We start from the raw sequence: 13,080 nt of genomic DNA, 5'->3' as shown, positions 1-13,080 counted from the left end.
CATTCCGGAGACCGCGTCGCCGCGGCAGATCCAGGCCCGTGTTCACGCAGGCTGATCGGAGTGCCGGATTCCACCGCTCCGCATCATGCTCTAGACCGGCCCTGCCCTCCCCCGGAGCCCGTCCCGTGCCCGAGCCGACCCTTCAGCCCTTCCGTGATCTCACAGCCCTGCGCCGATGCGTCGCCGCGTGGCGCGCGGCGGGTGAGCGCGTCGTCCTGATCCCGACCATGGGGGCCCTGCACGAAGGGCATCTCGCCCTCGTGGCCGAGGCGCGGCGGATCGGCCGCCGGACGGTGGCGAGCATCTTCGTCAATCCGACCCAGTTCGGCCCCAACGAGGATTTCTCCCGCTATCCCCGCGACCTGGAGACCGATCTGGCCCTGCTCGCACAGGCCGGCGCGGATGCCGCCTGGACGCCCGGCGTGGAGACCATGTACCCGCCGGGCTTCGCCACCCGGATCGAGGTCGCAGGCCTGACCGAGGGCCTGTGCGGCCCGTTCCGGCCCGGCCATTTCGCCGGCGTCGCCACGGTGGTGACCAAGCTCCTCAACCAAGTCCGCCCGGACGTCGCCCTGTTCGGCGAGAAGGATTTCCAGCAGCTTCGGGTGATTCAGCAGGCCGTGGCGGATCTCGACCTCGCGGTGGAGATCCACGGCGTGCCGACCGTGCGGGAGCCCGACGGCCTCGCGCTGTCGTCGCGCAACCGCTACCTCTCTCCCGAGGAGCGTGCCGTCGCCCCGAAGCTCCAGGCGGTCCTGGGCGAGATCGCGGCGGCCTCCCGCAACGGCACCCCCGTGGCCGGGCGGATCGCCGCCGGGCGGGCGGCGCTGGAGGCGGCGGGGTTCCGGGTCCAGTATCTCGCGGTCTGCGACGCCCGGACCCTGGCGCCGGTGGAACGGGTCGACGGCCCGGCCCGCGTGCTCGCCGCCGCCTTTCTGGGCCGGACCCGGCTGATCGACAACCGCGCCGTGTAGGCTGGCCGGCCGCGGGCCGGCGGCGCGGGGATCGGGGGAATGCACCCCATAGCCGTCCCGCCGGGTGTTGCCCCCGGCCCCTCGACCGGCCCCTCGACCGCCCCCTCGACCGGGCGCGCGCCGTCGTGGCCGTCTGGCCACGGCCCTCGGACTTTTCGGATTTTGCGCCATCGGCTCATTGGCTCCGGCCGGCCGACCTGTTCTCTGCTGGGACCGTGAATGGACCGCGCACCGCTCCGGCCGTCCTGGCCATGTCCCTCGCCCTGGCGGTGCCCGCGGGCGCCGGGGAGGACGCGTTCGAGGGGATGGCCGGCCCGTACGGCGAGCGTCTTCGCGTCGATGCCAAGGGGCTGACCCTCACCTTCCCCGCGCCCGATGTGAAGCTCCAGATCGGCGGCCGGCTGCATATCGACGGCGGTGCGGCGGGTTTCAGCCGGCCGGACCTGCCCGAGGCCTTCCCCGACACCGTCGCCGTGCGCCGGGCCTGGATCGAGCCGACGCTCACCATCGGCCGCGACTGGGTGATCGCCTTCCAGTACGATTTCGCCGACCCGATGCTGCCGATCAACGACGCGCTGGTGGCCTGGAAGGGACTGCCGGACACGATCCTGACGCTCGGCAACATGAAGGAGCCCTTCAGCCTGGAATGGCTGCAGAGCAACAACGACACCCTGTTCGTCGAGCGCTCGGTGGCCAATGCCCTCGTGCCGGAGCGTCGCTTCGGCGTCGCGGCCGGGCATCACGGGCAGGCCTGGACCGCGGTGGCCGGCCTGTTCGGCAACGCCGCCAGCAACGGCATCGACGGCGATGGTGTCGCGGTGGCGGCCCGCGCCACCGTCGCGCCGATCATGACCGCCGACGAGACCCTGCATCTCGGCCTCGCCGGGATCGTCCGCAACCGGTCGCGGTCCGACGGAGCCTTCGGCTTCTCGAGCCCCGCGGGAGCCTTCCTGTTCGAGCGCCCCCTGGTGGACACCGGCGATCTCCCCGATGCCGCCAGCGTGTCCCGGCTCGGTGCCGAATTCGCCTATCGCCGCGGTCCGGTCCTGATCCAGGCGGAATACATCTACGCGGCGCTGCAGCCGTTCCGCGGCCCCGGACAATCCGGCTCCGCGCTCGACTTCCAGGGCGGCTATGTCGAGGCGGCGCTCGTGCTCAACGGCGAAGGCCGTGCCTACGCGCTGACGCCGCAGAGCGGCACCACCTACGCGACCTTCAGGGGCGTGGCGGTTCCGGAGGCGCAGCGTGTGTCCCCCGGCGGGATCGGCGTGTTCGAACTGGCCGCGCGCTACAGTGCCATCGACCTGAACGCCCGCGGCTTTCGCGGGGGCATGGAGCAGGACGTGACCCTCGGCCTGAGCTGGTATCCCGAGCCGAATCTGCGGCTGATCGGGAACGTCATTCACGGGCGCGTGCAGCCGGGGGAGGCCCAATCCGCGACCCTGGGCACGGCCCCGTTCTCGGTCGACACGGTGATCGCACGCCTGCAGATCTACTGGTGACGGCGCGTGCCGGGAAAGCCAGCGGCCTCAGCTGACGCCCGTCACACCGCCCGGCGCAGGACCGATCGGAACGGGCGCCGTTCGGGCGTCGGTTCCGGGGGCGGCACGGGCTGCTCGACGGGCGGGGCGGCCAGAACCTCCGACCGGACCGGCCGCGGAGCCGCGAAGGCCGTGCCCTGGGCGAACGGCACGTCGAGGTCGATCAGGTCCGGGACGTCGGCCTCGTCGGCGACGCCGGTGGCGATCAGGCGGATGCCGGCCCGGGTCAGGGCCGGTGCGATGTCCTCCACGGCGATGTCGGACAGGCTGCCCCGGTCGGAGCGCGGGCGCAGCAGCATCTCGGCCGGGACCTTGACCTGACCGATGCCGCGGTCCGCGAATTCGGCCGCATCGAAGCGCAGGTCGTCCGGACGGTCGAGGCTGAAGCCGATCCGACCCCGGAGCGGCGCGAGCAGGCCCCGCTGGCCTGCATCGAGACGGCGCCAGCTCGCCTGCGGCAGGGCGATAGTCAGACCTGCCAGGGCCGGATCGTCGGTGGCGGTGCGGGCGAGCTCGCGCAGGAGCCCGGGCTCGAACAGCGACAGCGGCGACAGGCTGTAGGTCAGCAGCGTCTCGCTGCCGCGCCGGGCGAGGTGACGTGCCACGATGGTGGCCCGCTGCAGCATGCGGCGGTCGAGTTCGGTGGTCCGTCCGAAGCGCTCCAGCACGGGCAGGAAGACCTCGGGCTCGGCCGGCGGAACGCCGGGGCCGCTGATCCGGAGCCGGGCCAGCGCCTCGTAGGCCACGACCTTGCGTTGAGGCAGGGTGACAACCGGCTGCAGATGGATCTCCAGACCGTCCCCTTCGAAGGCGCCGATGAGACCGGCCTCGTCGACGGGGGGAGCCGCGGGCCGGGGCGGGATCGGCCGCGGGGGGATCGGCCGTGCCGGGACGGATGGGGCCGGGTTCGGGGCCGGTTGCGGGTCCGGCGGAACCGCCTGCGGCCGGAGCGCCCCGTCCTCGCGCGGGGGCGGCCGACACCTGCGGACGCGGCAGGGCCGGGGCCGGGGCGGCGTCCGGAAGGGCCGCGCCGGGCACCGCCTCGGGCTGCGGCCGGAGCGCCTCCGCCGGCCGGGCCTTGAGGGCCGCGATCTCGGCATCCTGCGCGCTCAGCACGGTGGTGAGGTCGCGCACGATGCCGCTGAGCAACCCGAATTCGACCGTCAATTCCTCGATCTGCGCCCGCAACGCCGCCTCGGCGGCTTCGGGGCGCGGCTGAGCCGCGGCGCCGGCCCCCGCCGTCTCGACCTTGAGCAGGCGCCGGGACAGCAGATCGACCTCGCCGGACAGCTTCTCGCAGCGCGCCTTCAGGGTGGCGATACGGGTCAGGGCGAGACCGCCGGCCAGGGCGGCGGCGACGCCGAGCGTCATGGCACTCCAGAGCGGCAGGAACACCGCGAGTGGCCCGAACACGACGAGCCCGAGAAGGCCGACCGTCAACAGCCCCGCATACCGGCCGAGGACCGGGACCATCGTCTAACCACCTGCCGGGAACGCGCGCCGGTCGCCGGGGGACATCCCGAGCGAACCCCACCGGGCGCGAACCGAATCACTGGATCATTGGCCGGGCGCACCGGGCCCGGCAAGGCTCCGGGAGGAGGAGGATGCGCCATCACCTGTTAATTCCGGGCGGTGTGACGCCGGAGCCCGCTGGAACGTTGCGGAATCATCACGGCGGATCCGATTGCGAGGCGCTCCGGGGAGGGTTGCGCGGCTTGCGAATGCGGAGGGGATGAAAAAGGGTCATAAAGCGTGGCCATGACGTTCGTCCCCCCGCGTACTTCCCGATTTCGCGCCGTTCTCGGCGCCGGCGCGCTCCTCGCGGCCTTCGGCGCGACGGCGCCGCAGGCCGCGGATCTCGGCGCAGATCTTCCGCGCACCACGCCGACCTTCGCGATGATCGATCCCAATACGTGGATCGTCACGCTGAGCGGCTCGATCCAGGCCGTGCCGCGCTATCCCGGCGCCAGCGACTACACAGCCGTCGGCTATCCCTCGATCGATATCCGCCGGGTGGGCGAGCCGCGCCGCTTCTCGACGCCGGATGACGGGTTCAGCCTGTCGCTGTTCGACACCGAGTCGTTCCGGATCGGCCCGACCGCGCGCTTCGTGCCGGGGCGCTATTACGGCGACGACCGGCGGCACCTGTACGGCTTCCGCGACGCCCGCTTCGCGGTGGAGCCGGGCGTGTTCGCGGAATTCTACCCGGTCTCGTTCATCCGGACCCGCGTCGAGGTGCGCCAGGGCCTCTACGGTCACCACGGCACGGTCGGCTCGGTGGCGGCCGACTACCTGATCCCCGCGGAGAAATTCCTGTTCTCCATCGGGCCGCGCCTGAACATCGGCGATGCCAGCTACGCCCGGAAGTATTTCGGCGTCTCCCCGATCGAGGCGGCGCTGAACGGGCGCGTCACCCCCTACGACCCGCGCAGCTTCTACTCGGCGGGCGTGCTCGGCGGCGTGACCTACACGCAGAGCGAGACCTGGGCCTACACGGCCTATGCCGGCTACACCCGCATCCTGGGCGCCTCCGGCAACAGCCCGCTCGTGCGTCGGCCCTTCGGCAATCCCAATCAGTACCAGTTCGGCCTGCGGATCGATTACGCCTTCCGGATGCCTGCGCTGTTCTGAGCCGCACGCACGGCTTGCACCGGTCGCACCCGGGCCCGACATCCCGGCGATACGACGGAAGGCGATACGGCTGATGGAGGCCCGGATGGACGAGACGCGCACCGACCTGCTGATGCGGGTGGAGGGGATGACCTGCGACGGCTGCGCCGCCGCGGTGACCCGCACGGTGAAGCGGATCGATCCCGCGGCCGACGTGCAGGTCGACCGGGACGCCGGGCGGGTGGCGATCCGCACCGGCGCGCAGGCGCTCACCCTCGCCGAGGCCCTGACCAAGGCCGGCTACACCGCGACGGCCATGACGGGCTGACGCCGAGTCGGGTCCCGGAACGCCGGATCCGGGGTGTCGGGCTGCGGCGGCAGATGTCGCGGCGCTCCATCGTCCCGGCCAAGCCGTCATCCTGGCCAAGCAGGTATCGGGACGATGATGGCCGGCCTCCGAGGAACCCCGCTCAGGAGCGGCTCAGGAACATCCCCGTCAGCAGCAGGGCGAAGCCCGCGAGGCCGAACAGCCCTTCCTTGCGCTGGGTGCGGTCGAGGAAATGGGCGGCGGCGCCGGCCGCGCAGCAGGCGGCCCCCAGACCGATCGTCAGGGACGACATGTCGAATCTCCTCATCCCGCGTCGCCCCGCGACGCGGCGAAACAGCCCCTCTCGTGAGCCTGCCGGACGGCGCTGTCCGTTCAGGATGAAGTCACGGCGCAAGACTTGCACGGTCCGGGGTGACTGGCAAGCGACGATAGCCAAGTCCTCACGCATCCTCCACGAGCAATGCTTGAGGTGACGATAGATCTCGGCGCCTCGATCGCACCGAATATCGTATCCATTTGCGACTTCGACCGGCGACTAGGACGGAGGCCGCGTCTGGCGAAGGACGACGGGGATGCGTTGACCGCCGCGCCCGCCCCCGCTTAGACCTCCCGGAAGAACCGCCGCCCCCGGGCTCGAGTCCGGAGGACAGCGGGTGTGCGTCACCCGCATCCGCGGCGGGATGTCTGCGAAAGGCTGCTCGTCACCCCATGCTCACCACCTCCTCCGCCCGGTTCGACGTCGCGGTCGTCGGCGGCGGCCATGCCGGCGTCGAGGCCGCGGCCGCGGCCGCGCGCTGCGGCGCGCGCACGGCGCTGGTCACCCACGATCCGGCGACGATCGGGGCGATGTCGTGCAACCCGGCCATCGGCGGTCTCGGCAAGGGCCATCTCGTCCGCGAGGTCGACGCCCTGGACGGGCTGATGGGTCGCGTCGCCGACGCGGCGGGCATTCAGTTCCGCCTGCTCAACCGTCGCAAGGGGCCGGCGGTGCGCGGCCCCCGGACCCAGGCCGACCGCAAGCTCTACGCCGCCGCCATGCAGGCCGCCGTCGCCGAGACCGCGGGACTCACGGTGATCGCGGGCGCCTGCGAGGATCTGACCTTCGACGCGGATGGCCGCCTCTGCGGCCTCGGTCTGGCGGATGGGCGCACCCTCGCCTGCGGCGCAGTGGTGCTGACCACCGGCACCTTCCTGCGCGGGCTGATCCATATCGGCGAGCGGCAGATCCCGGCGGGCCGGGTCGGCGAGGCGCCGGCGATCGGGCTGGCGCAGACCCTCGACCGCCTCGGCCTTCGCCTCGGACGCCTGAAGACCGGCACGCCCCCGCGCCTCGACGGGCGGACCATCGATTGGTCGGGCCTGGAGATGCAGGAGGCCGACGCCGAGCCGGTGCCGTTCTCGACGCTCACCGAGCGGATCACGACGCCACAGATCCGCTGCGGCATCACCCGGACGAGCCAGGCCGTCCATGACTTGATCCGCGCCAACCTGCACCGCTCGCCGATGTATTCCGGCGGGATCGCCAGCCGGGGCCCGCGCTACTGTCCATCGATCGAGGACAAGGTCGTGCGCTTCGGCGACCGGGAAGGGCACCAGATCTTCCTGGAGCCCGAAAGCCTCGACGATCCGACGATCTACCCGAACGGCATTTCCACGGCGCTGCCGGAGGAGGTCCAGCACGATCTCGTCCGCCTGATCCCCGGGCTGGAGCGGGCCGCGATCCTCCGGCCGGGCTACGCCATCGAGTACGATTACGTCGATCCCCGGGAACTCGATGTCGGCCTGCAGGTGAAGCGCCTGCCGGGCCTGTTCCTGGCCGGCCAGATCAACGGCACCACGGGCTACGAGGAGGCGGCCGGCCAGGGGCTGGTGGCCGGTCTCAACGCCGCTCGGCACGCGGGCGGCCGCGGCATCGTGGGCTTCGACCGGGCCGAGTCGTATCTCGGCGTGATGATTGACGACCTCGTGACCCAGGGGGTCAGCGAGCCCTACCGGATGTTCACCTCGCGCTCGGAGTATCGGCTGTCCCTGCGGGTCGACAATGCCGACGCCCGGCTGACGCCGCGGGGGATCGCGCTGGGCTGCGTCGGCGGAGACCGGGCAGCCCATTACGCGGCCGGACAGGCGGCCCTGGACGAAGCCCGCGCCCGCCTCGAAGCCGTGAGCCTGACGCCGAGCCAGGCCGCGTCCCATGGGATCAGCCTGAACCGCGACGGCATCCGCCGCACGGGCTTCCAGCTGCTGGCCTATCCGGAGATCGCGTGGTCCGATCTGGCAGCGGTGTGGCCGGACCTCGCGGATGTCGCCCCGCGGATCGCCGACCGGATGAAGACCGACGCCACCTACGCGGTCTATCTCGATCGTCAGAACGCCGACATCGCGGCCTTCCGCCGGGACGAGGCGGTGCGCCTGCCGCCGGCCCTGGATTACGCGACGATCAGCGGGCTCTCCAACGAAATGCGGGTGAAGCTCGAGACCGTGCGCCCCGGGACCCTCGGACAGGCGGCGCGGATCGAGGGCGTGACGCCGGCGGCCCTGACCCTGCTGGCCGCGCATGCGCGGCGCGGCGCCCGATCGGTCCCGGTCGCGGCCCCCGTGGACCCGCTTTCGGCATGAACGATCCGGATCGCGCCCGCGTCCTCGCGGCGGCCGGTGTTTCACGTGAAACAGCCGAGCGGCTCGACCTCTACGTGGCCCAGCTGCGGCGCTGGCAGCCCATCAAGAACCTCGTCGGCCCGGCGACGCTGACGGAGGTCTGGAGCCGCCATATCGACGACGCGCTCCAGCTGCTCGACCTGGCACCGGAGGCGCGCACGTGGCTCGATCTCGGCTCCGGCGCGGGCATCCCCGGCCTGATCCTGGCCATCGCCGGCCAGGAGCGCGGCATCCGGGTGGACCTCGTGGAGAGCAACGCGCGCAAATGCGCCTTCCTCACCGAGACCGCACGGCTCACCGGAGCCCCGGCCCGGGTGCGCAACGCCCGGATCGAGGCGGTGATCGGGGACTATGTCGGCACCGACGTGGTCTGCGCCCGCGCCCTCGCGCCGATGACGCAGCTCCTCGCCTGGACCGAGCCTCTGTTGAAAACGGGCACCACCGGACTGTTTCCGAAGGGCCGGGACGTACAAGCCGAATTGACCCAGGCCGGCGCGCAGTGGACAGTCGTTAACGACCTCGTGCCGAGCCGGACCGATTCCGAAGCCCGGATCGTGCGCGTCACTGCCCTCGCCGCCCCGAGCCACCGATGAGCGAAGCGATCCTCGGCGATTCCGCCGACCGGTCCATGGATTCATCCATGCGACGCCCTCTGCGCGTTCTGGCGCTCGCCAACCAGAAGGGCGGCGTCGGCAAGACCACGACGGCGATCAACCTCGGCACCGCCCTGGCGGCGATCGGCGAGGATGTGCTGGTGATCGATCTCGATCCGCAGGGCAACGCCTCCACGGGTCTCGGGATCGACCGCGCCAAGCGTAGGGTCTCGACCTACGAGGTGATGGCTGGCGAGGCCTCCCTGGCGCAGGCCGTGGTCCCCACGGCCGTGCCGCGGCTGTCCCTGGCGCCCTCGACCATGGACCTCCTCGGCTTGGAGCTGGAACTGGCCACCCTGCCCGACCGGGCGCACCGGCTGCGCAGCGTCCTGAAGAGCCTGACCCAGGCGCCGAGCCTCAGCCGGATCAGCTACGTGCTGATCGACTGCCCGCCCTCGCTCAACCTGCTGACCATCAATGCCCTGGCGGCGGCCGACGCGGTGCTGGTGCCGCTGCAATGCGAGTTCTTCGCCCTGGAAGGCCTCAGCCAGCTGCTGCGCACCGTCGAGCAGGTCCGCGGCGCCCTGAACCCGAAGCTGACGATCCAGGGCATCGTGCTGACGATGTTCGACCCGCGCAACAACCTCTCCGCCCAGGTGGTGGCGGATGTGCGCGGGTTCATGGGCGACAAGGTCTACGAGACCGTGATCCCGCGCAACGTCCGGATCTCCGAGGCGCCCTCGCACGGCAAGCCGGCGCTGCTGTACGACCTGAAATGCGCCGGCAGCCAAGCCTACCTGCGCCTCGCCTCGGAGGTGATCCAGCGCGAGGGCCGGGTTCCGGCCGCGGCCTGATTGATTTGAGCCCCCTCCGGTTCGAAGAGGGGGAGTGTGGAGCGTGACACGGGTGGCGATCATGGCGGAGGAGGGGGCGAAGCCTCGACTGGGGCGCGGGCTCGCGGCGCTGATCGGCGATTTCAACGAGGCGGGCCGTGGGTCGGCCAAGGCCGAGGAGCAGCGCAAGGTTCCGATCGAGTTCCTGCGTGCCAACCCGCGCAACCCGCGCCGGAGCTTCGCCGAAACGGAGCTGTCGGAGCTCGCGGTCTCGATCGGCCAGCGGGGCATCATCCAGCCGATCGTGGTGCGGCCGATCGGCGACGTGCCCGGCACCTTCGAGATCGTGGCCGGCGAGCGGCGCTGGCGGGCGGCCCAGCGCGCCGGCCTCGACGAGGTGCCGGTGGTGGTGGTCGAGATCGACGACCGGGGCTCCCTGGAATTCGCCATCCTGGAGAACGTCCAGCGCACCGACCTCAACGCGATCGAGGAGGCGTCCGGCTACGAGCGCCTGATGAAGGATTTCTCGTACACGCAGAAGGAGCTGGCCGAGATCCTCGGCAAGAGCCGCAGCCATCTGGCCAACACGCTCCGGCTGCTCAACCTGCCGCTCTCCGTGCAGGAGCGGGTTTCCGCCGGCGAGCTGACCGCCGGTCATGCCCGCGCCCTGCTGGCCGTGCGCGATCCCGAGGCGACGGCGCGCCGCGTCGTGGCCGAGGGTCTGTCGGTCCGGGACGTGGAGGCCATCGCCTCCGCGGAGGCCGCGCCGGCCGAGGCACCCCGCCCCGGGCGCCCGCGCCTCTCGGCCGAGCGCCCCGCGCCGGTGCGCGATCTGGAGTTGCGGATCCACCGGGCGCTCGGCGTCCCGGTCTCCTACAAGCCGAAGGACGCCGATTCGGGCGAGATCCGCATCCGCTACGAGACGAAGGACGAGCTTCAGGCCCTGCTCAACCGGTTCAAGGTCTCGGACGCCTGATCGGGCCCCCTGCCCTGCCGGTGGCGCTCGCGGGTCCGAGCGCGTGCCGTATCGGTGGCCGGAGCGCGTGTGTCGCCCGGCCCAGAGTTGGGACATGCGGGCCGGTCCGCAGTCCCGATGACCGGGGAGCCGGACCTTGGCGGACGGTACCAGCGCGGCGGCTCGGAAATTCGACGCCGACCGGGCCGGCGAATACGCGCAGCAGAGCCGGATCGCCCTGGCCGGCTACGAGGCCTGCCATGAGCTCGCCGCCTGCATGCTTGCCGCCGTCCTGGGCAGCGGCACGCCTGCGCGGCTGCTGATCGTCGGCGCGGGCGGGGGTGGCCCGGAGATCGTCACTGCGGCGGCCCTCGAGCCCGGCTGGCGCTTCACCGCCGTCGACCCGTCCAGCGCCATGATGGATCTCACGATCGCGCGGCTGGAGCAGGACGGTCTCCACGACCGGACCGAGATCGTCCTCGGTACGGTGGATGCCCTCCCCCAGGACGCGGTCTACGACGCCGCGACCCTGATCGGCGTGCTGCACCATCTGCCGGGCGACGCGGAGAAACGGGCGATCCTGCGGGCCATTGCCGGGCGCCTGAAGCCGGGCGCGCCTCTGGTGCTCGCCGGCAACCATTACGCGTATGCAAGTCAGCCCCTGCTGCTTGCGGCCTGGGGCGAACGCTGGCGCCAGCACGGCGCCAGCGCCGACGCGATCGAGGCCCGACGCGGGAAGATCCTGCAGGGGGCCGATCCGCCCCATTCCGAGGCGGCCGTCGCGGCCCTGCTGGATGCCGCCGGCTTCGCGCCCCCGACCCGCTTCTTTTCCAGCCTGTTCTGGGGCGCGTGGCTCGCGCTGCGCCGTGCCGGAAGCGCCGACGGCGCCTGAGCCCGGACTAGCGCCGCCGCCGCGCCCCCGCCTCCGCGACCCGCAGGAGGGCCGCCGAGGCCAGGGCGTGGGCCAGGTCGGGCTCCGCCCGCCGGCAGGCCAGGACCGCCGCCTGCAGGGCCGCGACGGCCTGCCGGAGGGTGCCGGGCGGCCAGGCGCCGAGCTGGCCCTCGATGCTGGCCTTGCGCTTGAAATGCAGGCCGCGCCACGTCGCGACCATCATGGCGGGCGTCTTGTCGGGATTGTCGAGCCGGGTGGTGAGCAGCGTCAGGGCGTGCCGCAGCGCCGAGCCCAGCACCACGCCGGGGTCGAGGCCCTCGTGCCGGAAGCGGCGGTAATCGCGCTCCACCGCGTCGCGGCGGCCGTCGAAGGCGGCATCGATCAGGGTGTTGAGCACGCTCGCCGCGACGTCGCTGGTGATCGCCTCCACATGGTCGAGGGTCACGGTCTTGTCCCCTCCCCCCTCGCCCCCGGCGTAGAGGGCGAGCTTCTCGATCTCCATCAGGCTCGCCCGGCGGTCGCCGCCGAGGCTGCGGGCCAGAACCTCCCGGGCGGCCCGGTCGATGCGCAGGCCACGCTCCTGAAGGGTGCGCTCGATCAGGTCCGAGAGGGTCCGCTCGTCGTCGGCGTAGCAGGGGATCGCCAGAGCCTTCGGAGAGCGCTCGCACAGGGTGCGGAGCGGGTTGTTCTTGGCGAGATCGCCGGCCTCGACGACGATGCGGGTGTCGGCGACCGTCGCGCCGAGCACCGCCTCGACGGCCGGGGCGTAATTGCGGGTGCCCGGACGGACCCAGATCGACCGGCGGCCGCCGAACAGGCCCATCGTCCCGGCCTCGTCGCACAGCCGGCCCGGATCGGCCGCCAGGGCATCGCCGTCGATCCGAACCAGCGCGAAAGGATCGGCCGGGTCGTCGACGAAATCCTCGGCGAGCTTCCGGGCCCGCTCGGTGACCAGCCCGGTATCCGGCCCGTAGACGAGGATGATGGGGATGCGCGGATCGGGTCCGCGCCGGATCAGCCCCTCGATCTCACCCGCCTTGACCGCCGTCACGTCGGATTACGGCTTCGTCGAGAGCACGGCGGCGAGGCGGCTCTTGATCTGATCGGACAGCACGCTCGCCAGCCGGATCTCGGCGTCCCGCGCCGCCCGCTGGCTGGCGAAGCGCTGGACCGAGCGATCGTAGGTCGCGGTCGAGGTGGCCACGCCCTCGGTATAGACCTTGGCGCCGCTCATATCCTCGAGGCTGTACTTGATGTTGGCCACCAGGGTGCCGGCCTCGGCGCGGCCGGTGGTGGAGGAGACGATCGGGGTCTGCACGATCTCGGAGCCCGAGAGCTTCAGCCGGTAGCGCTTGGTCGCCGGATGACCGGACCCGTCGAGATCGAAGACCAGTTCGCTGCGCAGGTAATGGCCGAGGCGCTCCTGCCCCTGGGCCATCGCCACGTCGTCGACCTGGACCGAGGCGAGCAGCGCCTGGACGGACTCGCCTGACGCGGTCGGCCCGTAGAGCGGCCGAAAGCAGGCCGAGAGGCTCAGCGCCAGGCCGGTCGCGCAGGCGAGGCGGACGATCCGCCCCGCGATGGAAACTCCCGAACCCACCATCCGCCGTCGTTCCGCCCCCGCTTGTCGGATCGTTCTAGCGCGGACACGGCATGCCGCGCCACGACGCTAGGGGTCAAACGTTACGATTCCTCTGCG

At 71.9% G+C, this 13,080-nt stretch carries 13 protein-coding genes; 9 read left to right on the top strand and 4 right to left on the bottom strand.

Annotated elements, in window-relative coordinates:
* The first annotated feature begins 125 nt into the window (after positions 1-125).
* The gene (panC, locus tag PQI07_RS11290; RefSeq protein ID WP_274926641.1) at positions 126-974 is read left to right on the top strand and encodes a pantoate--beta-alanine ligase; all 849 of its coding nucleotides are present in this window, start codon (positions 126-128) and stop codon (positions 972-974) included.
* A 251-nt stretch (positions 975-1,225) separates the two neighbouring features.
* Positions 1,226-2,476 (top strand): OprO/OprP family phosphate-selective porin, encoded by a 1,251-nt coding sequence (locus tag PQI07_RS11285; protein WP_274926640.1) that lies wholly within the window; start codon positions 1,226-1,228, stop codon positions 2,474-2,476.
* Positions 2,477-2,517: 41 nt separating this feature from the next.
* Here the strand turns inward: PQI07_RS11285 and PQI07_RS11280 are convergent, their stop codons facing one another.
* Positions 2,518-3,615, bottom strand: a complete 1,098-nt coding sequence (locus PQI07_RS11280) for an EAL domain-containing protein (RefSeq protein WP_274926639.1) — start codon at positions 3,613-3,615, stop codon at positions 2,518-2,520.
* Between the two features lie 658 nt (positions 3,616-4,273).
* Between PQI07_RS11280 and PQI07_RS11275 the strand changes: the two genes are divergently transcribed.
* The gene (locus PQI07_RS11275; RefSeq protein WP_051976115.1) at positions 4,274-5,146 is read left to right on the top strand and encodes a MipA/OmpV family protein; all 873 of its coding nucleotides are present in this window, start codon (positions 4,274-4,276) and stop codon (positions 5,144-5,146) included.
* Between the two features lie 85 nt (positions 5,147-5,231).
* Positions 5,232-5,453 (top strand): heavy-metal-associated domain-containing protein, encoded by a 222-nt coding sequence (locus tag PQI07_RS11270; RefSeq protein ID WP_043353346.1) that lies wholly within the window; start codon positions 5,232-5,234, stop codon positions 5,451-5,453.
* A 142-nt stretch (positions 5,454-5,595) separates the two neighbouring features.
* On the opposite strand, the gene PQI07_RS11265 is transcribed toward PQI07_RS11270, so the two are convergent.
* Positions 5,596-5,745, bottom strand: coding sequence for a hypothetical protein (locus PQI07_RS11265; RefSeq protein ID WP_164706362.1), 150 nt, complete (start codon positions 5,743-5,745; stop codon positions 5,596-5,598).
* A gap of 416 nt (positions 5,746-6,161) precedes the next feature.
* Here PQI07_RS11265 and mnmG point away from each other — a divergent pair, with 416 nt between their 5' ends.
* The 5 genes from mnmG (at position 6,162) to PQI07_RS11240 (ending at position 11,381) form a co-directional block, all read left to right on the top strand.
* Entirely contained in the window at positions 6,162-8,069 is a 1,908-nt protein-coding gene (gene mnmG, locus PQI07_RS11260; RefSeq protein WP_274926638.1) for a tRNA uridine-5-carboxymethylaminomethyl(34) synthesis enzyme MnmG, read from the top strand.
* Positions 8,066-8,701: a 16S rRNA (guanine(527)-N(7))-methyltransferase RsmG gene (rsmG, locus tag PQI07_RS11255; RefSeq protein WP_274926637.1), complete on the top strand. Its 636-nt coding sequence runs from the start codon at positions 8,066-8,068 to the stop codon at positions 8,699-8,701. The genes mnmG and rsmG overlap by 4 nt, the downstream gene beginning before the upstream one ends.
* The gene (locus tag PQI07_RS11250; RefSeq protein ID WP_043354859.1) at positions 8,698-9,555 is read left to right on the top strand and encodes a ParA family protein; all 858 of its coding nucleotides are present in this window, start codon (positions 8,698-8,700) and stop codon (positions 9,553-9,555) included. The genes rsmG and PQI07_RS11250 overlap by 4 nt, the downstream gene beginning before the upstream one ends.
* A 61-nt stretch (positions 9,556-9,616) precedes the next feature.
* Positions 9,617-10,510 (top strand): ParB/RepB/Spo0J family partition protein, encoded by an 894-nt coding sequence (locus tag PQI07_RS11245; RefSeq protein WP_053609629.1) that lies wholly within the window; start codon positions 9,617-9,619, stop codon positions 10,508-10,510.
* A 136-nt stretch (positions 10,511-10,646) separates the two neighbouring features.
* On the top strand, positions 10,647-11,381 hold the full coding sequence (locus PQI07_RS11240) for a class I SAM-dependent methyltransferase (protein ID WP_274926636.1): 735 nt from the start codon (positions 10,647-10,649) through the stop codon (positions 11,379-11,381).
* A 7-nt stretch (positions 11,382-11,388) separates the two neighbouring features.
* On the opposite strand, the gene holA is transcribed toward PQI07_RS11240, so the two are convergent.
* Positions 11,389-12,432 (bottom strand): DNA polymerase III subunit delta, encoded by a 1,044-nt coding sequence (gene holA / locus PQI07_RS11235; RefSeq protein WP_274926635.1) that lies wholly within the window; start codon positions 12,430-12,432, stop codon positions 11,389-11,391.
* 6 nt (positions 12,433-12,438) lie between these two features.
* The gene (locus tag PQI07_RS11230; RefSeq protein WP_043346867.1) at positions 12,439-12,984 is read right to left on the bottom strand and encodes an LPS assembly lipoprotein LptE; all 546 of its coding nucleotides are present in this window, start codon (positions 12,982-12,984) and stop codon (positions 12,439-12,441) included.
* Between the last annotated feature and the right edge of the window lie 96 nt (positions 12,985-13,080).

Origin of the sequence: Methylobacterium sp. 092160098-2 (genome assembly GCF_028920805.1) — a bacterium.
Taxonomy (GTDB): domain Bacteria; phylum Pseudomonadota; class Alphaproteobacteria; order Rhizobiales; family Beijerinckiaceae; genus Methylobacterium; species Methylobacterium fujisawaense.
This window is presented reverse-complemented; position numbering and strand designations above follow the sequence as displayed.